Source organism: Pseudomonas sp. ML2-2023-6, assembly GCF_037055265.1.
Classification (GTDB): Bacteria; Pseudomonadota; Gammaproteobacteria; order Pseudomonadales; family Pseudomonadaceae; genus Aquipseudomonas; species Aquipseudomonas kulmbachensis.
Genome location: NZ_CP146347.1, coordinates 3,955,853 through 3,974,117 on the forward strand (window position 1 = coordinate 3,955,853; position 18,265 = coordinate 3,974,117).

Sequence of the window (18,265 nt, forward strand, 5' to 3'; positions counted from 1 at the left end):
GGCATCACTCCTTGGCGCCGGTGGATTGGGCACGTTCAAGCAAGAAGGTGAAATCGGCGAAACTGGTGCGCGGGGACTGGGTCACCCGGGTGGTCGCGTTGTTGTGGCATTCCATGCAGCTTGACGAGGCCTGTGGCGTGGTGCCCTGGTTGAAGGTTTCCAGGGTGGCGTTGGCCAGAAAGGTCGGGGCAGGACTGCCCAGCGGGTTGGTCGGCGACGGCACTTGGCAATCGTTGGCCGGGTCGGTCGGCCACTGGGTGCTGATCAGCTGGTAGTTGGCCCAGACCGTGCCCTTGAGCGCGCCTTGCCACTGCGCGTTGAGCTGGTGGGTCGCGGCGGTGAGCGGGATTTCCCGCACGATCTGCGAGGGTGTGGCTTTCTTCGACGGATCCCACGGCTGCACTGGCGGCTCGTTTACCGGGCGGTCGCTGGCCTGGGCGTCGTAGAATAGGTAGGGACCCTTGCGCTCGTTCATCGGCGTGGTCTTTTCCGGCACGTTGCGCACGTGCTCGAAGCTCGACCATACCCACTGCGGCGAGCTCTGGGTCTTGTGCACGATGTGCAGGCCGACCAGCCCTACCTTCTGCGCGTCACACGACTCGGGGATCACCGCGCCCTTGTTCGGGTCGGCGTTGCCGGGGGTGTAGACCAAGGCGTCGACGGCGTGGAAGTCTTGCGGGTTGTCGTTGTCGCCGAGTACCTTCCAGGCCGACTTGACCATGATCGCGCCGACCTGCTGGGCCTTCTGCGAGCCGCAGGAGAAGGCGATGCGGTTGTCAGCCTTGGTGAAGAAAGCCTGCTGGCCTTCCTTGCTGTAGAGGTCATTGCTGACGATGTCGTCGAACATCGGCTGGTTGATCATGATCGCGTTGCGCGTGTAGGCGCCGTTCTGGTCCACCAGTGGGCCGGTCTTGAACGGCTGGATGAATTCATCGAGCACACCGGCAACCTTGCCCATCTGTTGCAGTACGGGCAGGTCACCCTTGCCTTGGCAGGCGGAGGGTAGCGGCGCCTTCTGGTTCCAGGCGACCGGCTTCTGGCCTTTGGGCAGGAAAACCTCGTAGCTCTCCTTCCACGTCTCCCAAACTGTCTGCCCCGGCGCGCCAATCTTCGCCGAGGTGTTGGCGCTGCCGTCGGCGCTTGCGGGCCAGTTCAGGGCGACGAAGGTCTGCCACGAAAGCACGTCGAAATCGTGTTGCAGGTTGTCCAGAGTAAAGGGGGGGTTGGCGGTGACATCGAAGGGAATCGCAGGTGACAGCACCGGTGGGCTGGCCGCATCGGCCATGACGAGCGCGCTGGTGAAGCTTGCACCCAAACACGCCAACCGCTTCAAGGTTATTATCATTATCGTCTCCTCAGCAGATAAAGCGTCGGGACGATGAGTGCTGGCCCTTCATGGACCGAATGTTCAGCGTTGTCCCTGACGCTAAGCTGCAGGCTAGCCGTTGCGTCAGCCCCCTCATAAATACCTGACTAACGGTAGGGATAAGCAGGGATCGTCGGACAGCGGCAGACGCTCTCTGGTGGCCAAGGTGTTGACGGCAACTGGCGATGTTGAGACGGTGTAGACCATCCTTGGTCATTCCTGCCTTGACCACAGCAAGCCCTGTTTGACTGTCGATTAAGCAACGATTCGTCGGGCATTTGAAGTTGCGTTGTAGTCACGCAGAAGCGCATTTAGTTAGAACTGTTGAACATCGTTGGTTATCTGTTCGGCAGTCATCCGTTACGCCAATGCATCAAGCGTTGCAGCCAGGACGAAGTGACAGCGAAAGCATCACGCAATTCGTAGATCACACAAGCCACACCGTACACATCGGCACTGGCTGACAGCGCAGCGGCGCAGGGCCGATTCGCCAACTCCGAGCGAGCTACCAGCTTCGATGAAACTGTAATTCTGCTTGAGTACGAGGTCGGCAGCCTCGCGTTTGAATTCAGCGGAAAAGGAACGGCGTTGTTTGGTCATCTGACACCTCGATCTGGCGAGCATTCACGCCTAAATGGGTGTCCGGTTTCATTAGACCACTACACATCTACCCTGATGCGGGTCATTGGGGCATCTTTCAGTTTAATTCCGACTTCGTACCCACCGCGCTAACCTTCCTTGCCCGTTAATGCACTAAAGGTGTCGAGAGAGTTCCGCAATGAAAGCCTTCTGGTAATTCAGAAAGACCCTGGGGACGAGATCATTGAACCTCTCGTACCTTAATCAAAGGCTCCGTTGAGTACCTCATAAATTATGCCGGAAGCAATTGCGACAAGTATTAAATCGGTCCCAGCCTGCTGCCATTCGTAGCCGTCGTAATGTGGCAGCCTGCCCAACAACCGGCCATCCAGCTTCTTGGCAATGCCCGGAGGAAGAGGCTTTCCTCTAGCTAGGTTCTTCTGTATCCCAGGTGGCAGTGAATGGTCTGAACTCCAGTAGTCACGGTGGCCGCCAAGCACACCCAATATGCTGCCCCGGTCAATGCTGGGGCCGCGCGCCCAATCACTCCCGTTCGAGCCCTTTCCTTTGTGACCCTGGCTTCCATGTCCTTGGCCGCCTTGGGAGTTGCCTTGTCCATTACCTTGCCCCTTTCCATTGCCAGGATCGGCCAAAGTGGTAACTGGGCCTGCGGCCAAAGCAAGGCAGGTAATAGCTACTAGGAGCGAGCGAGGCTTAAGCATGACCGTCTTCTCCGAAAGGGAATACCCCTTGAAATATAGACGGTATTACCGATTTTAGTTCCGTATAACCCATCCACTCGCTGCATCCGGTCACGGAGGGCCATCCCGAGGTAATCTCATGCCCATCCGCCACAGCATCATTCACCAGATCGACAAGAAGCCAGGCGATACACCTGCCGTGCTGCACGTCAGCAGCACCGAACTGGTCGAATCTCAGGTCACTGAAAACCTGCTGCACGACTTCAACGAAGCGTACAACGCCAAACAGGGCAAAGGCTGGAGCCTGTTCCACCCCGAATCAGGCGCCTACCCTTTCAGCGGCTGGATGAAGGGCTTTTACGATGGCGGCGACTTTATTGAGTTCAGCTTCACCGCTGTCGAGCACCTGACCAGCTTGATGGAAAAATCGAACCTTTCCGTTGGTGGTCACGTCTTGTTCGCGCACTTCCAGCAAGGCCTGACCGACTACATGATTATCGGCCTGCTCCAGCACAGCGAGAGCATCACGGTTAGTACTGACCTCAGCATTAAGCCTTCCAAGCACCTGGATTTCGGCAGCAACAGCCTGGCAGCCCGGATCAACCTTTCGGAATGGAGTAACAACCCAAACTCACGGCAGTACATTTCATTTATCAAAAGTAAAACTGGCACGAAGTCCTCGGAGTACTTCCGCGACTTCATCCGCTACAAGGACTACGGCCTGCCAACTCAGCTCATTTATCAGCTCAAGCGCGCATCTGCCTAGAGCCTACCGACACGCCCAGAGGGGCATCAGGTCCGGAGTGATGTCATTTCATGATTACCTGAACCTCATAACCTTTACCTGTAGGCCAATTATCCCGAACTACCTCAATGGTTCCTGTGCCTGCGGCAGCGGTTAAGGGCTGGCCGAGAACTATGGCTTTTTTAATGCTGTTCGGGAGTGGAGCTCCGAGGGCTTCAAGGGAGAGTTTTTCCGAAGCCTTACCCAGTGCGCTAATTGACATGCCCACAGACTTCACCTGATTGAAGTTGAGAACCAGCTTTACCTGATCGACAGTTGAGTCACTGCCTGTCGCATAAAACGCAAGATTGTTAGCCATCGGAGAACCACTCCCGATGTCCTTGTAGTTGCTTGCGCAACCAGACGTACCGTCACCATAGTCGGTCCATTTCCGCCCTTTCAGGTCCAAATTGCTCAGAAATGCACAGACCGACTCCGGAGCTGTTTGCTTTAAGTCAGCAAGGCAAGATGCCGAGAAAAGTAATACCAGAGGTGCAGCAAATACTTTGAGCATCTTTCAAATTCCATCCTGATCAAGGGCTACTCCGGCTCCATGCCGGGCGAACACAAATACCCCACTTCAACGAATCACGCCATCCGGTGAGGATCTTTCATACCTATTACATACGGAAGCATTTGCAGCGGCATTGAAGCCGCTGGCACACCCTGGATCAAGCGTCACAGAATGGGGGCAGGATTACGAATGAAATTGCTTACGCGCTTAAAGCTGAGGGCTTTGATGGCAGTGAAGACGGTACAGGCCGTGAGCAGCCGATTGCTACCGCTTACGCGGTGCCGGGAAGCTATAGGACTGCACAGCGTCACTCGATGCGTGCAGTCCTCCACCTGCGTTACTGACCCCATCTCAAGTTCGACGCCTAACTCCTCGGGATTGGGAAATCGCGGTATCGGAGCTGGATACCACAGTATTTTTGATTCCGGCCGGGTTTGGCGGGCGAAGTGAAGAACCGGGACGAGCGCCTGATGATTCTCAACACTGTGGCCAAGTCAATCATTGAGAACCAGCGAGGCCAGCACAAGCTGTACGTCTTCCCTTTCGGCAAGCCAGACGGCGATGGTAACGAAACAATGGTTCACCGCATGAATGACTCAATCTGGAAGAAAGCACGAGTGAGGGCGGCAAACTCTGGCAGGAGGAAAACCTTCGCCCCGCTCACCCCGGCTATCTGTCTATCAGGATTCACGATTTGAAACACACGTTTGGTCGGGGTCTTCGGGCGGCGGGTGTTACCGAAATAGAAGTCACGCAAAAGTCACGCACATGAAAAAGGCCAATGCGTTAAACATTGGCCTAAGTCATTGAAAAATATGGTCGGGGCGGAGTGATTCGAACACTCGCCCCCTAGCACCCCATGTTCGATCTTATATCGCTATAAGTCATTGTAATTAAAGAATAAATATCCTCATCAAGGCTGGCGAAGTTAACGGTTTTTCGTGCATTAGCAAACGATAAACCGTGGCCTCCCGGGTAGGTTTTGCGCAGACTTTGGTATGCATCCACCCTATTCTTTATTTCCAGATACTCAGAACTGGCAGTGCCGGGTGATCGTCTGCATTCGGCCAAAAGCAGGCATTGCGAACGCAGATGCTAAACGTCCTTTCTCATACGCGCGAACACCTCATCACATGCTTCTCTCCAAGCCAGCATTGCGCCATTCTTTCGAAGCTTCTCTAACCCGGCGGAAGTGAACGTACCAGGTGTTGCAATACTACCGCCAAGAACTTCCATGCTGACGTGAGGTTGGTGCCGTGCACTGGTCAGACAATCCTGCATATTGCCCATCACCAACTGTGCTGCCTGCTCATGAGAGAGGCCCTTCCCGGTAAACCACTCCTGAAGATCGCCGAGGAAGAAATAAAACCAGCCGTTCATGCACGCCGCCACAGTGGCGAGCTCAAACGCGTCCTCTTGGTCGATCACGATCAGTGACCCAAGGGCGCCGAGTAAGCTCTCATGAGGCTGGCCGCCTGGGGTCACGACAACTGTTGATTGGTTAATCTGAGCTGCATAGGACAGCATCGCCCGGACGTGCCGCGCTTTAGGAAAGTTGTGTTCCAATTCGCTGATACTCATACCCGCTACGAGCGAAACCAGCGTCTGTTCGGGCTTGAGTCGTACCTCATTGGCAAGTTGCTCAACAGCATCAGGTCGGACGCCCAGAAATAGCAGGTCGCAGTCATCGACCACACTTTGGTTGTTCTGAGCAATCTCACAGGCCCAGAGCCTGCCTAGCTCTCGGGCACGGTCATTATTGCGCGGTGAAAGCAAAATCTTCCCGGAGAATCCGCTTCGGCGCAAGCCAATCACGATCTTCTCCGTCAGTTCGCCGACACCCAGAACTCCAATGTTCAGCACTCTGCCTTCTCCTGTATTAAGCAAATAGAGAGTGTCTCATGATAACTGGAGGGCAGCCTGTCCCGAAGTACCAATCGACCCAAAGCCTCCATCCTTGGCGAATCATGACCCACTGCCCAGAGCACTTGGACAATTTTAACCCTCTGCCGCTGAATGCATCAGCTGTCCAACATGGATGGATTCGACATCACCTTCACTGGGTTCCGCCTCGAAAGAAGCGTAACAGGTTGATATGTAGCCATCGTAGTCAGCGCCCGCAGGCTGTGTGTTCGGGCACGAAGGGCTGCTTCCGGCTAAAAGCGGCCCTTCGTAAATAGATGCTTAAGACCCATAACATATGTAGAGAAAGGGTATTGGACCTGCTGGCTTTCAAGCTTATCTGACGCGAAACTGCATTAGTACGAACTCACGCCGAGAGATAATCATCCACACATTTAACCGTGCCGTACCCAAATTCAAACGCGGCCATCATCGCTGCATGCACTTGAGCGGCTGGCACGTTAACGCCATTGAATTTGAGATCCAGGGTGGCGCAAGCGTCATGCAGCACCGTAACCGGATAACCCATGTCCGCCGCAGCACGTACGACGGCGTCGATACACATGTGGCTCATTGCACCTACCACCACGATATCTTGAACATCGAAAGCATCCAGCTGCTTTTTGAGGTCAGTGTCTCTGAAGGCGTTAATGTGCTTTTTAACAATCACAGGTTCTTCATCCTCAGGGGCTACCGCTGGCTGAATTTGCGCGCCTTTAGATCCCTTTACGAAGATTGGGGCATCAGCATTATCTGATTCGTGCCGTATGTGAAAAACGGGAATACCTGTATTCCGCGCATGGTCCATGACCCGTCGAGCATTCGCCACAGCCGCCTCGATGCCGCTCAAAGGCAATTTACCAGTGGCCAGGTATTCGTTTTGCAGATCAACTACTACAAGACCTTGTTTCATGAGCGATCTCCGATCAAATCAAAGTGATGTTGCACTGAGGGCTGAGATTGCTGGTAGGTAAGAAACCTGCCCGCTACCACGGCCCAATACGGTTTAAATCAGTACTTCAGCGAAGCGCCGTCTTCCGGTATATCAACGCGACTCTCGATACCTTGTTTCTTGACGTAATTGCGCAACTCTTCACGGGTCAGGGACATATGGTTAACCGCGTCCATGTGCACTGCGACAATTTTTGCGCCTTTGGCGGTCTGTGCGGCACGCAGGACGTCCTCCTCACCCATAATGATCGCCCCCTCGAACCCCGTCATTTTTGCTTTCCCTGCGTTCAGGACGATGACTTCAGGGTGATATTTATCGATGGTCTGGTCGACCTCTTTGCGCCAGATGGTGTCGCCGGCGAGGTATAGAGACTTATAGCCTGGCGCTTGAAACACCACACCCATGGCTTCGCCCAGCGGTTTTGCGAGGGCTGGTACGGCATACATTTCGTCGGTGCCATGCTGACCACCGGTTTTGGTGATTTTGACGCCGCCGAATTCAGCTTCGTCAGTCAGTACACGTACATTTTTGAAACCCTGGGAACGAATCAGCTGTGCATCGTCTTCGTGTTGAGTGAACAGCAGGATGTCTTTAGGTAGCGCTTTTTGTGCCGCATCATCCCAGTGATCAAGGTGTGTATGCGTGACGATGACTGCGTCGACACCCGAGATAACCTTGTCAGGGGATTCGGGTAGATCGACCAGCGGATTGCGAAGGTTGCTTCGGTAGGTATTTTCAAACCCGGGGTAAGCCCCTTTTTTAGCCAACATTGGATCGATCAAGAACGTGGTGTCACCGTAAGTGATTTTTACCGTGGCATTGCGAACCTGCTGCAGATCCACTTTGTGGGAGGCCTCAGGTGCCTGGGGGTTATTGGTATCCGCGAACGCCGCTGTAGCGACTGCACCGCAGGCAATGCCAAGGGCGAGAGGAAGCGCTATAAATTTCATGGAATTAATCCTGTTGGTACATCAAGGAGACCATTCTGGGCTAGCGTCTTAGAGCCCAACAGTGGCCCGAATGACATAATTCGATATAATCGGGCCAGATAATCTGTATTGTAAGGGAGGGACAAGGGTATTTGGGGCTTCCCTTGGAGTGAAAAAATCCGCGTGAGCGGCCCTCCCATTCCTGTGTGTGACAGACAGTGGGCCAATACAGGATCAATTTGAGGCAGCCTGATGGAAGCCATACGTGTTGCAGTTCTAGCATTCAACGGCGTGAGCCTTTTTCACCTTTCTGTTCCTGGCATTGTATTGGGAACTGCTCAAACCGCGCAGGGTGAACCTGAATACGAGGTCAATTTCTGCGCAGAGGTGCCGGGTATGCTGAGCAGTGACCAGGGCATTGGGCTGTCTGTAACCCACGGCCTAGAACTGATGGAAGCAAGTGACGTAATTGTCATTCCCGCGTGGAGTGATTCGTCGGTCGCCGCATCTGCACAGCTTGTGAAGGCGCTGCAACTCGCCCACTCCAAAGACAAGTTGATCGTCGGGTTATGCCTCGGGGCATTTGTGCTCGGCGATGCCGGGCTGCTTGACGGGAAAGAGGCGACGACTCACTGGATGGCACGCGACGAATTCGCGCGGCGTTTTCCAGAGGTCAGTTTTCGGCCTGAAGTACTCTATGTCAGTGACGGCAACATCATGACCTCCGCTGGAACCGTGGCAGCAATTGATTGTTGCCTGCATCTGGTACGCCAGCGTCTAGGAGCTGATGTAGCCAATCGCACCGCCAAATTGCTGGTGACACCACCACACAGGCAGGGGGGCCAGGCTCAATACGTAGAACACCCTGTACCGCACCTCTCCAGCGAAACTCATTTGTCTGATGTATTGGCGTGGGCTCGCATGAATCTGGCCAGCCATCTGTCGCTAGATGTCCTGGCTGAAATCGCAAAAATGAGCAGGCGCACCTTTACCCGTCGGTTCAAGGAGGCCACTGGCACTACCGTATCCAAATGGTTAAACGCGGAACGTGTGGTCAGAGCGCAGGAACTACTCGAGACGACCGAGTTATCGATTGAATACATCGCGGGTGATGTAGGATTTGGGACGTCCCTTTCCTTAAGACAACATTTCGCAGCTCATCTAGGTACATCGCCATCTGACTATCGGAAAATGTTTTGTCTTGGAATGAATCCAAAGAATGAGTCGCCCCAAGTTTCGTAGAAACCTTTGAGCGACTGCTCATGGCCGATTGTGGTCTGGTACGAATGACTGCAATTGGCCGATTCTGTTGAAAAAGGCGGATTTTCAGTTCGCCTGAACTCAGGCACGACTACCACCGGAGAGCCTACTCACAACATTGAGTGGTTTCTCGGCCCTTCGTTGACCTTTACTGCTCTGTTATTGGGTTAATTTGAGGTTTTTTGCCTAGTGCAGGCGCACCTATCCCGTGGCAGGTGGCCCTTGAGATGTAAATTTGGCCAGTCGACGCAGGTTCTGCACCGCAGCAGCCAACGTGAACTCATCGGTCGCGCCACTCATGCCACGTAGTCGCAAGCGATCCAGTTTCAGGATGCGTTTGAGATGGGCAAACAACATTTCGACCTTCTTACGTTCATGGCGAGAGCGCTGATACGCTGGCGTCGTCGCGATGCGTCGAGCCACATCACGAGCGGCTTCATGGACGCTGCGAGCGATTTTGCGGAACGCCGTGTTCGGGCAGCACTTGGCTTTCATCGGACAGGCTACGCAGTCGCTCTGCCTGGATCGGAAGATGATCGTGTTGGCTTTGGTGACGTGTGAACGCTCGCTTTTGAAGGCTCGCCATTCGCTGCGCAATGCGTTGCCGGTCGGACAGCGGTATTCCTCAGCCTCTTCATTCCAGCGGAAATCATTGCTCGAGAAGCTGTCGTTCTTGCGCTCGGTTTTGTCCCACACCGGCACATGCGGTTCGATGTCTTTTTCCTCCACCATCCAAGCCAGCATCGGCGCGGTTCCGTAAGCAGTGTCGCCGATGAGGCGTTCCGGCATGATGTCGAACTGCTCTTCGATACGATCAACCATTGTTTTGGTGCTCTCGACCTCGGCCGTTCGATGAGCTGGTGTGGGTTCCACATCCACGATGACGCCGTGTTCGGTATCGATCAGATAGTTGGTGGAGTAGGCGAAGAACGCTGGGCCTCCAGGAGCGGCGGTCCAGCGGGCTTGAGGATCAGTCAGTGACAGGCGCTTCGGTAGCGTTTAAGCTAGAGCCTCTTCATCGAGTGCCTCAAGGTACTCACGCACTGCGCGGGTGCTCAGGGACGGATCGCTCCAGTTGACCGGTTCATCGCCCGGTACGCCGCGCTGACGACTGGCATCCGCCTTGATGATGCTGGCGTCCACGGCAAAGCCTTCGCCCTTGACCAGACCTGCGTCCATGCAGCGCCGCAGTACTTCATTAAACAACCAGCGAAACAGATCGCTGTCCCGAAAACGGCCATGTCGTTTTTTGGAAAACGTCGAGTGATTGGGGACTTCATCTTCAAGGCTTAACCGGCAGAACCAACGATACACCAGGTTCAAATGGGCCTCTTCGCACAACCGTCGCTCTGAGCGAATGCCGTAGCAATAACCCACGATCAGCATGCGGATCATCAGTTCAGGATCAATCGACGGACGCCCAATCGGGTTATAGAAATCGGCGAGGTAATGGCGCAGATCACTCAGATCGAGACATCGATCAATGCTGCGAAGAAGGTGATTGGCTGGGATGTGATCTTCAAGGTTGAACGAGTAAAACAGTCGATCCTGCCCACTCGATAACTGTCCCATCATGCTGTGTGATCCCTCGCCGGCCAATGAAGCGATTTTGCCGCAGGCCAGACAAGGGAGCTACTTTTTCAACAGAATCGGCCAAAAGAAGACGTTCGCAAAGCCGTGGAAGCACGCTTGTTAAATCCTTACACTTGAAGCCAGCTACAACAGCGTATCCACCCAACCGCCCCAACGAGCTTAAAATCTGCGGTGGCGCGCTGCAGAATGCAACGTGTGCCCGATAATCCCCGAGCAGTTGTTGAGACGAACTATGCTTATTTGATCCTTCCTTCTTGAGGCGGTGAACATGCAAAAGTTATGGATGCGCTACTCGGAATTACTCGACAAGGATCTCAATGCCAAGATCTTCGACAATTTCAAAAATATGGTTCTATGCGCGCTTCTGTTTGCAGCGGGTACGAACGCTTTGCAAAGTGATCACAAGATTTTTATGAGCATCACTGCCACCAACCTGGCTGGGTGGGGAGTGATCACCGTATCTGGATTACTGATGCTCCTGAACCTCAGTGATGGCATTCGCCGCCTAGCCCAACTCCGCTACCACCTCGCCTTTCAGCTTTTGATAGTGCTCGTCTATATAATAATTTCCGCACGGGTTGTGGAGATGGTCTGGAGCTTCCGCGCGTAACGGATGGAACTTTCCCAGTCCTGAGCGTTGACAAGCAGTGCGTCGACTCACAGGTTTAGCCACTATATTTTATAATATTACGCATTTTTCTAACCGTTTTATATTGGCTCACCTCAGTATTCATCGGCTTTTGGACGAGTAATATTCATGGCGAATTATGACAACCTAGTCATCTGTGAGCATTGTGACTGTGTGTATGACAAGATTACTCTCGTCAACTATCAAACTTCCTATTGTTCGCGTTGCGATGGCGTGCTTCAGCGCTTTAACGGTCTGTCGGTGGAGCAGCGTTTAGCGTTGACCTTTACTGCTGCGGTGCTGTGGATTTTCGCCAATTTCTATCCGGTCATGAGCATCAACCTGCAAGGCCTGAAAAGCAGCGCCACGTTATGGGATTCGGTACTGGCACTCAGCGTAGGGCCGATCACGTTCATCGCGTTGGTGGCGGCGATTGCCATCATCATCGCACCAGTTTTTCAGCTGCTTTTATTAATGTGGGTCTTGAGTTTCGCACTTGCGAACAGACGTTCGCCGGCGTTTAAGTCGTGTATGCGCTGGCTGGAAACCCTTCGTCCCTGGAGCATGCTGGAAGTCTGTCTGCTGGGGGCGATGGTGGCGGTGTTCAAACTCGCAGGATTACTCGATGTGCTGCCAGGTATCGGCCTGTTTGCCCTGGCGGTCCTAAGCCTGATGATGATCCGTCTTGCCGGGCGCGATATCCGTGATCTGTGGGGCATCCTATGAATACGCCACCGACAGCCAGCGAACTCAACCTCTGCTTGTGTCACACCTGCGGCCTGGCTTGTGACTTGAGCAATCGTGCACATCAATGCGAACGATGTGACGCTCCGCTGCACTACCGAAAAATCAATTCTCTAACCCGAACCTGGGCATACCTGCTGGCGTCGCTGGTGTTTTATATCCCCGCCAATCTGCTGCCGGTGATGAATACCACCATGCTCGGCTCCGGAGCCGACAGCACCATCATGAGCGGTGTGCTGGAGTTCTGGCAGCACGGTGCCTGGGACATTGCCTTAATTATTTTCATTGCCAGCATCGCCGTGCCAGGTATCAAGTTCGTCGCCCTGACGTTGCTGCTGGTTACCGTGCAGCGCAACAGCCAATGGGCGCGCAAGGAACGATCAAAACTTTACCGTTTCGTCGAGCTGATCGGCTATTGGTCGATGCTGGACGTGATTGTCGTCGCGCTGGTGGCAGCATTGGTGAAATTCCAAGCGCTGGGCGATATCGAGCCGCGCGTGGGCATTCTATTTTTTGGCCTTGTGGTGATATTCACCATGCTGTCGGCGATGAGTTTCGATCCACGCCTGATCTGGGATACCCCACAAAACAAGGAGCAAATGGATGACGCTGAAAGCCACTGACGGGCCGAAACTCCCGGGCAAAGCCCCCATCAAAACCCGACGCTTCAGTGTATCGCTGGTGTGGATCGTTCCGATCGTTGCGGTGCTCGTGGGGATCTCGCTGGTGGTGCACAGCTTGATGCAGGAAGGACCGACCATCACTCTGAACTTCAAGACCGGCAGTGGTCTGACGGCTAACAAAACCGTGGTCAAGTACCGCAACGTGGTGATCGGAACAGTGTCCGACGTGGAATTGAGCGACGACCAGAAGAGTGTCAACGCCACCATCAAACTGGTCAAACAAGCGGAAAGTTTTACCCGCGAAGATTCGCAATTCTGGGTCGTGCGACCGCGTATCGGAGCTGGCGGCGTCTCGGGCATCGATACCCTGCTCTCCGGTGACTACATCGGCGCGGATATTGGCCAGTCGAGCGCCCGGGCGAAAAATTTTACCGGCCTGGAAAACCCGCCGCCGATTACCTATGGCGAGCCGGGCAAACGCTTCACCCTGCGCACCCAGAACCTGGGATCTGTGGACATCGGTTCGCCGGTTTATTACCGCAAAATCCCTGTTGGCCAGGTGGTCGCCTATGCCTTGGACGCCGATGGTAAAGGGGTGAATATCGAAGTGTTTATCCACGCCCCGAATGATGCCTACGTCACCGAAAACACTCGATTCTGGAATGCCAGCGGGATCGACGTGAACGTGGGCGCAAACGGGTTTGCGGTGAAGACCGAGTCGCTGTCGTCATTGCTGGTGGGGGGCATCGCCTTCCGTGCTCCGGAATACAGCCCAAACGACCAACCTGCCGGAGAGGAAAAAGCCTTTGACCTGTTCGAAGACCAGCAAACCGCCCTCGCTCCGCCCAGCGGCAAGGCGCAGTACTTGAGTTTGCGTTTTGATCAGTCCTTGCGCGGACTTAAGGTCGATGCGCCAGTGGAGTTTCTCGGCATTGAATTTGGAAAAGTAGTATCGGTCAACCTCGATTTCGACGTGAAAAAGCGCAGCTTTCCGGTCAATGTCGGCATAGTGATCTACCCGCAACGCCTAGGTCAGGCCCACCTTAAAATGCTTGAGGCCTTAAAGCACGACCCCAATGACGAAGCTGCTGGCATCAAGCTGATAGGTACCTTCATCGAAAACGGCCTGCGCGCACAGGCCCGCAGCGGAAACCTGTTGACCGGCCAGCTGTACATCGCTCTCGACTTCTACCCAAAGGCGGAAAAGGTCGTGTTCGACTCGACTGCCCGCCCTGCCACCATCCCAACCATTCCTGGCAGCTTGGAGCAGTTGCAGGAAAAACTGGAAAGCATGGTCAACAAGATCAATCAGTTGCCCATCGAGCGAATCGCCGGGAACCTCGATAGCAACCTCGTCGAACTGCGTAAGGGGTTGACTCAATTCAACGCAAAAACCCTCCCCAGTGTGCAAACCACCTTGGCGGACGTCAGCAAAACCCTGCAATCGGCCAGTTCGACCTTGGCCGAAGACTCGCCGCAACGGGAACAGTTGACCCAGACCCTCGACGAACTCGGCCGAATGTCGCGCTCCTTGCGAGAACTCTCAGATTACCTCGGCAGGCATCCGGAATCGCTGCTACGCGGTCGTCCCGATAATGCCCCGCCGATGGATTTAAAGGCGCCACCGCGTAACTGACCATAGGAGCAACATTCATGTTTTTGCCACTAAAGATCAGCCTGTTAACAGCGTTGCTGCTGCTCGCGGCTTGCCGCAGTGACCCGATTCAATTTCACACCCTGATGCCAGCTCACCTGAGCGGCAACTCAAGGTCAGGCGCAGCGGATATCCAAATTGTAGGCATTAGCGTGCCGCCCCAGGTTGATCGTCCGCAGATCGTTATCCGGCAGGGAAACAGTGGCCTTGCGATTCTGGAAACCCAATGGTGGGCGGCGAGTCTAGTCGATGAATTGCGCAGTGCGCTGGTTGGTCAATTGACTAACAGTACGCCCAGCCGCAAGTTTTCGGTGCGACTGGACGTGCAGCGCTTTGACTCGATACCTGACCAGTACGCCTTGCTAGACGTGAAATGGCGCTTGCGTACAACAGGCGACAACGATTATTCGCTGATGACATGCCGAACGACCCTTCGTTCGCCAGCTGGACCTACCATCGATGACTTGGTAATGGCCCACCAAAACAACGTAAAGCGCCTGGCCGCCATAATCAGTGAGGCTTCCGGCAGAACATCTACCGACTGCCCCCTCGATCGGTAAAAATCTTTTAAAGCAGCTAACGACTGACGGATGGATTTAAACGGGCGGTCAGGTTCAATGTTTATCGACCTGCCCGTTGCTCTGCTCAACGGCTAGATATGGAGGCAATCTCGATAGGTTGCGGGGTCCAATTTGCAACCGATGCGAAGCATTTACGATCTCGGCGATTAGATGGGGTAGATATCTACTGTCACTAGCGAAGTCCCTAGATCCGATGTCGATTCATTGACGTGGGCCGCGCCCAGCACTGTTACGGCAGCGAACGTAACTAGCGCGCAGATTGGTATCTGTTTCATACCATTCCTTTGAATTTTGAGGGGTGATAATCTTATTTCTGGCGAAGCGGTGGTTCAGCTTATTGACCTTCGACACTATAGTAAGAGTCCTAGACAATGTCCGCTTTTGGCCGGTAGTTGCCTTTCGTAACAGGCAACTACCGGCTATAAGTAGTCACACCCATTTTCGTGGACTGCTTGATGGCATCGTTTCTGTCTGCCACGAGGGGTTGAAATCTGCCAAGAGCTGGTCTTCGAGGGTACTTATTAAATCAGCGGCGATTCAACATTTTCAATTAATACTGCTTTGTTGCGCTGGCTATACGCCGGTACCTACGCAACTCCCGATAAGCGCTGCGGATATCCAGAAAAAATATCTCTGCGCTGCGCCAGAGCAGCATCCACACCGTAACGGTAAATACTGCCACCGGGATGGTGCTTTCAATGTCTAGAGCATTGCCTATCAGCCCCACCGCCAGTGCCAGGCCCAGGAGTGTCAGCGCTTCCAACTGTAGGATGAGAATATCCCCTCTGACTTGCTCGCTCTTTTCTGCAAAGGTATTGCTGATAGCTTGCTGTAGGCGTTCTCGCTCATTTTCGGGGCAGCTGATCTGCAGGCACAGTTTGGGGTAGTACCAGGCACTATCCAACAGGTAGTCCGCCAGCTCCGGGCTTAGTTTGGGTGCGTCCGGCGAGGCAAATGGATTGAGGTAATCGTGGGTGATCGTCAAATCGATTTTTTTGAGCATTACGAACTTTGGCCTGGTTGAGTTGTGGTCGGAGGCTTCAGTGATCCAAATAAAGCTAGTCCAAGATAGCTGTTCTGCTTTGTTGGCAGTCACTCGCGCTGTTGTAGGAGCGGATTTATTCGTAATGCGTTGGCTGAATGTGCACCTCGACTGCCTCCATCAACGCTGATTGTTATCGTTCTCTGCCAGGATTTGCGCGGAGTTGGCATTGGCCAGATTTGTGCGCTCGGTTTGGTAGGCAGCTTCCTTGTCGGCCAGCTGCTGGCTGTAGGCGTTGACCTGCCACGCCCATGCAGCCCACGCGCTGCCCGCCATAAGGGTTAGGCCCACCAGCAGCACCCCGCCCCACTTCACCGCATCGATCTTCACGCCAATACCTTAAGCGCACGGGCATACAGCACCTGCCGATCGGCCGCGCCGTTCTGGCCACCATTGATACGTTGGGTGATCTTGTCGAACTGGCCAGCGTCGGCAAGGGTGTTGAGTCCCTTGGTGGCCCAGAACCATGCCGCTGACATGCAAGCATGTTGTGGCTTTTCCAGAAGCTCGGGCTGCTTGAGCAGATCCAGTGCCAGCGCTTCACCGCAGGTCATGTAGTTGGCCCGGCCGGTGATCTGGATCAGGCCACGGCCGCGATACGCAACGCAAACGCCATACCGTGGAAGGCCTGAAGGCAATCAGAGAAGTGGCCCCACCCTGGCTGCGCAACGCCATCGACTTGGCACTGATCACTGCTCAGCGGCGCTCAGACATTCTGGACATGCGCTTTGATGGCGTTCGGGATGGGTTCCTGTACCTGGTACAAAAGAAGACAGCCAAGGCCAGTGATACAGCGTGGATTCGTTTCAAGGTGACTGACAAACTGCAGACCGTCATAACCCGCTGCCAGGACAACATCGCCTCCCCTTTCCTGATTCATCGCAAACCGCAACGACTGCTGCAGAAGCAGGCGCAGACTAAAGAGCACTGGACGAAGGTCGAGGATCGTTTTCTAACGCGCTCTTTTCAAGAGGCGCGGGAACTTGCTGGCTGTTATGCGGAATGGAAAGAAGAGGAAATGCCGGGCTTTCACGAAGTGCGCGCGCTGTCGCTGCACCTGTACAAAAGAGCCGGTAAAGATGGCCAGACCATTGCGGGCCATGCAAGCGAGACCATGACCAAGAACTACCAGAAAGACCACGCCGATGTGATCTGGTCGGATGCGATTCCAGAGCTGAATATCAGCGAAATTACCGGTTAGTTTTGCGCCCATATTGCGCCAGTTTTGCGCAGGCCAAAAACGAGAAAGGGGATCAAGCACCTAAGTACTTGATCCCCTTACAGAATATGGTCGGGACGGAGTGATTCGAACACTCGACCCCTAGCACCCCATGCTTGCATAGCTCCTAAAAGCCCAATTAAATCAGGGCTTTACATCTAGCGCTCGCTGCAACGACGCCCCACGATGCTCTACCATGATGAGCCATTCCCCGAATTTCCCCCGACGCATAATTCTCCCCTGCCCCGGCGTCCTGCCAAAGTTCACCTACCCCTTTTTGCGAAAAAAGAAACATCGTCGGGATCAATAGAATGATCCAGGAATAGTCCGACGCCGTCAGCCTCCTCCCACTCAACTAATCTCCAAAGCCTGGCTGCGTCAGCAAGCTCTAGCATTTCCGATAGCTCATCTCTGCGCACCTGACAGCGCTCATGAGCGAGCATCGCCAGCGCCACAAGCTTGCGCCAATGGCCTTCGAGGTCGGTGACCAAGCCAAAGCGCTGCTTGCTCGCGGCATGCCATTCTGCAAGCGGGTCTTCTACGTAAGGTGCCATTGCAAATAACTGTATTAATGAACAGTATTTGTACCAGTTCGGAGCGCATGGATAAAGCGCCGCCCAGCCGGAAAGACAGCTGACCTCATCCTGATGATCGACCACCCACAAGATTGCCTCGCGCCAACTTGTCCAGATAAACACGTATCATCCACACTGATGCCTCAACTGCTTCCCCTAATTTTGTCGGATCGTAAGGAGCTGATCATGAAGAAATATGAGCTTGTATCCCAAGAGGATGAGTGGGGCTGCGGCGCAGCGTGCGTCGCCTCTCTTTTGGGGATTACTTATCGGAAAGCAAAGAAGCTTGTAGAGGAAGTTAAAGAAGCCTCTATCAACGAAGACATCCCTAGACCTGGTCCGGGGCCAGGACTTGAGCTTCATCATATAGCGATTGCACTCAAGAATGAGCATGTGAAGGTTATCGCTGATTGGGCTCCTACCGAAATGCCCTTCGGCACGATTGTTTGCCTAGGAGGTGAATGGCCCTATGACCGCGAGCATTATATTCTGAAGACTCCCCACGGATGGATGGACCCGTGGTTCGATCTCAAGCAGAACAATATGGTTGCCCAATACCGCGAAAACTATCCAGAAGATACTGAATTCCTAGTCGCACTTGTGCCGGTAAGCGTCTAAT

At 54.1% G+C, this 18,265-nt stretch carries 16 protein-coding genes, 1 tRNA gene and 7 pseudogenes; 11 read left to right on the top strand and 13 right to left on the bottom strand.

The genetic code is table 11. The features are described from left to right. Window positions 1-4: 4 nt before the first annotated feature. Window positions 5-1,345 carry a cytochrome C gene (locus V6L79_RS18220; RefSeq protein ID WP_261738729.1) on the bottom strand — a complete coding sequence of 447 codons (1,341 nt, stop codon included), beginning with the start codon at window positions 1,343-1,345 and terminating at the stop codon, window positions 5-7. Window positions 1,346-1,487: 142 nt separating this feature from the next. On the opposite strand from V6L79_RS18220, the pseudogene V6L79_RS18225 reads away from it, so the two are divergent. Continuing rightward, window positions 1,488-1,625, top strand: a pseudogene (locus V6L79_RS18225) (site-specific integrase); the annotation flags it as partial. 212 nt (window positions 1,626-1,837) lie between these two features. Here the strand turns inward: V6L79_RS18225 and V6L79_RS18230 are convergent. Both V6L79_RS18230 and V6L79_RS18235 read right to left on the bottom strand, forming a co-directional pair. Further along, window positions 1,838-1,966 (bottom strand): annotated as a pseudogene (locus V6L79_RS18230) (transposase); the annotation flags it as partial. A 239-nt stretch (window positions 1,967-2,205) separates the two neighbouring features. Further along, on the bottom strand, window positions 2,206-2,667 hold the full coding sequence (locus V6L79_RS18235) for an anti-virulence regulator CigR family protein (protein WP_338579305.1): 462 nt from the start codon (window positions 2,665-2,667) through the stop codon (window positions 2,206-2,208). Window positions 2,668-2,785: 118 nt separating this feature from the next. Here V6L79_RS18235 and V6L79_RS18240 point away from each other — a divergent pair. Continuing rightward, window positions 2,786-3,349 (top strand): annotated as a pseudogene (locus tag V6L79_RS18240) (nucleoid-associated protein); the annotation flags it as partial. Window positions 3,350-3,455: 106 nt separating this feature from the next. Here the strand turns inward: V6L79_RS18240 and V6L79_RS18245 are convergent. Continuing rightward, window positions 3,456-3,944 (bottom strand): hypothetical protein, encoded by a 489-nt coding sequence (locus V6L79_RS18245; RefSeq protein WP_261738731.1) that lies wholly within the window; start codon window positions 3,942-3,944, stop codon window positions 3,456-3,458. A gap of 376 nt (window positions 3,945-4,320) precedes the next feature. Here V6L79_RS18245 and V6L79_RS18250 point away from each other — a divergent pair. Continuing rightward, a pseudogene (locus tag V6L79_RS18250) lies at window positions 4,321-4,686 on the top strand (site-specific integrase); the annotation flags it as partial. 353 nt (window positions 4,687-5,039) lie between these two features. On the opposite strand, the gene V6L79_RS18255 reads toward V6L79_RS18250, so the two are convergent. From V6L79_RS18255 to V6L79_RS18265, 3 genes are all read right to left on the bottom strand, one after another. Further along, window positions 5,040-5,807, bottom strand: a complete 768-nt coding sequence (locus V6L79_RS18255) for an NAD(P)-binding domain-containing protein (protein WP_261738732.1) — start codon at window positions 5,805-5,807, stop codon at window positions 5,040-5,042. Window positions 5,808-6,213: 406 nt separating this feature from the next. Further along, entirely contained in the window at window positions 6,214-6,759 is a 546-nt protein-coding gene (locus V6L79_RS18260) for a cysteine hydrolase family protein (protein ID WP_321833747.1), read from the bottom strand. A gap of 98 nt (window positions 6,760-6,857) precedes the next feature. Then, entirely contained in the window at window positions 6,858-7,748 is an 891-nt protein-coding gene (locus V6L79_RS18265) for an MBL fold metallo-hydrolase (protein ID WP_338579306.1), read from the bottom strand. Between the two features lie 231 nt (window positions 7,749-7,979). On the opposite strand from V6L79_RS18265, the gene V6L79_RS18270 reads away from it, so the two are divergent. Next, entirely contained in the window at window positions 7,980-8,969 is a 990-nt protein-coding gene (locus V6L79_RS18270) for a helix-turn-helix domain-containing protein (RefSeq protein WP_338579307.1), read from the top strand. A 219-nt stretch (window positions 8,970-9,188) separates the two neighbouring features. Here V6L79_RS18270 and V6L79_RS18275 read toward each other — a convergent pair. Beyond that, window positions 9,189-10,562: pseudogene (locus tag V6L79_RS18275) on the bottom strand (transposase). A 286-nt stretch (window positions 10,563-10,848) separates the two neighbouring features. Between V6L79_RS18275 and V6L79_RS18280 the strand changes: the two are divergent. The 5 genes from V6L79_RS18280 to V6L79_RS18300 all read left to right on the top strand — a co-directional run bounded on the left by V6L79_RS18280 (window position 10,849) and on the right by V6L79_RS18300 (window position 14,789). After that, a complete protein-coding gene (locus V6L79_RS18280) occupies window positions 10,849-11,190 on the top strand; it encodes a hypothetical protein (RefSeq protein WP_261738736.1) in 342 nt (113 codons plus the stop codon). Window positions 11,191-11,337: 147 nt separating this feature from the next. Further along, window positions 11,338-11,934, top strand: coding sequence for a paraquat-inducible protein A (locus V6L79_RS18285; protein ID WP_338579308.1), 597 nt, complete (start codon window positions 11,338-11,340; stop codon window positions 11,932-11,934). Further along, entirely contained in the window at window positions 11,931-12,575 is a 645-nt protein-coding gene (locus V6L79_RS18290) for a paraquat-inducible protein A (RefSeq protein WP_261738738.1), read from the top strand. The genes V6L79_RS18285 and V6L79_RS18290 overlap by 4 nt, the downstream gene beginning before the upstream one ends. Next, window positions 12,556-14,211 carry an MlaD family protein gene (locus tag V6L79_RS18295; protein ID WP_338579309.1) on the top strand — a complete coding sequence of 552 codons (1,656 nt, stop codon included), beginning with the start codon at window positions 12,556-12,558 and terminating at the stop codon, window positions 14,209-14,211. The genes V6L79_RS18290 and V6L79_RS18295 overlap by 20 nt, the downstream gene beginning before the upstream one ends. A gap of 17 nt (window positions 14,212-14,228) precedes the next feature. Beyond that, the gene (locus V6L79_RS18300) at window positions 14,229-14,789 is read left to right on the top strand and encodes a PqiC family protein (protein WP_338579310.1); all 561 of its coding nucleotides are present in this window, start codon (window positions 14,229-14,231) and stop codon (window positions 14,787-14,789) included. A 571-nt stretch (window positions 14,790-15,360) separates the two neighbouring features. Here V6L79_RS18300 and V6L79_RS18305 read toward each other — a convergent pair. The 3 genes and pseudogenes from V6L79_RS18305 to V6L79_RS18315 all read right to left on the bottom strand — a co-directional run. Beyond that, window positions 15,361-15,813 carry a hypothetical protein gene (locus tag V6L79_RS18305; protein WP_315968165.1) on the bottom strand — a complete coding sequence of 151 codons (453 nt, stop codon included), beginning with the start codon at window positions 15,811-15,813 and terminating at the stop codon, window positions 15,361-15,363. Window positions 15,814-15,972: 159 nt separating this feature from the next. Next, complete coding sequence (locus tag V6L79_RS18310) at window positions 15,973-16,182, bottom strand: hypothetical protein (protein ID WP_338579311.1); 210 nt, start codon at window positions 16,180-16,182, stop codon at window positions 15,973-15,975. Then, window positions 16,179-16,451 (bottom strand): annotated as a pseudogene (locus V6L79_RS18315) (glycoside hydrolase family 19 protein); the annotation flags it as partial. The gene V6L79_RS18310 and the pseudogene V6L79_RS18315, both read right to left, overlap by 4 nt. 2 nt (window positions 16,452-16,453) lie before the next feature. Between V6L79_RS18315 and V6L79_RS18320 the strand changes: the two are divergent. Then, window positions 16,454-17,053 (top strand): annotated as a pseudogene (locus V6L79_RS18320) (tyrosine-type recombinase/integrase); the annotation flags it as partial. An 87-nt stretch (window positions 17,054-17,140) separates the two neighbouring features. On the opposite strand, the gene V6L79_RS18325 reads toward V6L79_RS18320, so the two are convergent. Both V6L79_RS18325 and V6L79_RS18330 read right to left on the bottom strand, forming a co-directional pair. Next, a tRNA-Pro gene (locus V6L79_RS18325) sits at window positions 17,141-17,255 on the bottom strand. Window positions 17,256-17,334: 79 nt separating this feature from the next. After that, window positions 17,335-17,769, bottom strand: coding sequence for a hypothetical protein (locus tag V6L79_RS18330; RefSeq protein WP_338579312.1), 435 nt, complete (start codon window positions 17,767-17,769; stop codon window positions 17,335-17,337). 63 nt (window positions 17,770-17,832) lie between these two features. Between V6L79_RS18330 and V6L79_RS18335 the strand changes: the two genes are divergently transcribed. After that, window positions 17,833-18,264: a hypothetical protein gene (locus tag V6L79_RS18335; RefSeq protein WP_338579313.1), complete on the top strand. Its 432-nt coding sequence runs from the start codon at window positions 17,833-17,835 to the stop codon at window positions 18,262-18,264. Window position 18,265: the final 1 nt, after the last annotated feature.

Excerpts from the sequence above, each read along its gene's own strand:
- V6L79_RS18220 (WP_261738729.1), bottom strand. The coding sequence starts at position 1,345 with ATGATAATAACCTTGAAGCGGTTGGCGTGTTTGGGTGCAAGCTTCACC.
- V6L79_RS18235 (WP_338579305.1), bottom strand. The coding sequence starts at position 2,667 with ATGCTTAAGCCTCGCTCGCTCCTAGTAGCTATTACCTGCCTTGCTTTG.
- V6L79_RS18245 (WP_261738731.1), bottom strand. The coding sequence starts at position 3,944 with ATGCTCAAAGTATTTGCTGCACCTCTGGTATTACTTTTCTCGGCATCT.
- V6L79_RS18260 (WP_321833747.1), bottom strand. The coding sequence starts at position 6,759 with ATGAAACAAGGTCTTGTAGTAGTTGATCTGCAAAACGAATACCTGGCC.
- V6L79_RS18265 (WP_338579306.1), bottom strand. The coding sequence starts at position 7,748 with ATGAAATTTATAGCGCTTCCTCTCGCCCTTGGCATTGCCTGCGGTGCA.
- V6L79_RS18270 (WP_338579307.1), top strand. The coding sequence starts at position 7,980 with ATGGAAGCCATACGTGTTGCAGTTCTAGCATTCAACGGCGTGAGCCTT.
- V6L79_RS18280 (WP_261738736.1), top strand. The coding sequence starts at position 10,849 with ATGCAAAAGTTATGGATGCGCTACTCGGAATTACTCGACAAGGATCTC.
- V6L79_RS18285 (WP_338579308.1), top strand. The coding sequence starts at position 11,338 with ATGGCGAATTATGACAACCTAGTCATCTGTGAGCATTGTGACTGTGTG.
- V6L79_RS18290 (WP_261738738.1), top strand. The coding sequence starts at position 11,931 with ATGAATACGCCACCGACAGCCAGCGAACTCAACCTCTGCTTGTGTCAC.
- V6L79_RS18295 (WP_338579309.1), top strand. The coding sequence starts at position 12,556 with ATGACGCTGAAAGCCACTGACGGGCCGAAACTCCCGGGCAAAGCCCCC.
- V6L79_RS18300 (WP_338579310.1), top strand. The coding sequence starts at position 14,229 with ATGTTTTTGCCACTAAAGATCAGCCTGTTAACAGCGTTGCTGCTGCTC.
- V6L79_RS18305 (WP_315968165.1), bottom strand. The coding sequence starts at position 15,813 with ATGCTCAAAAAAATCGATTTGACGATCACCCACGATTACCTCAATCCA.
- V6L79_RS18335 (WP_338579313.1), top strand. The coding sequence starts at position 17,833 with ATGAAGAAATATGAGCTTGTATCCCAAGAGGATGAGTGGGGCTGCGGC.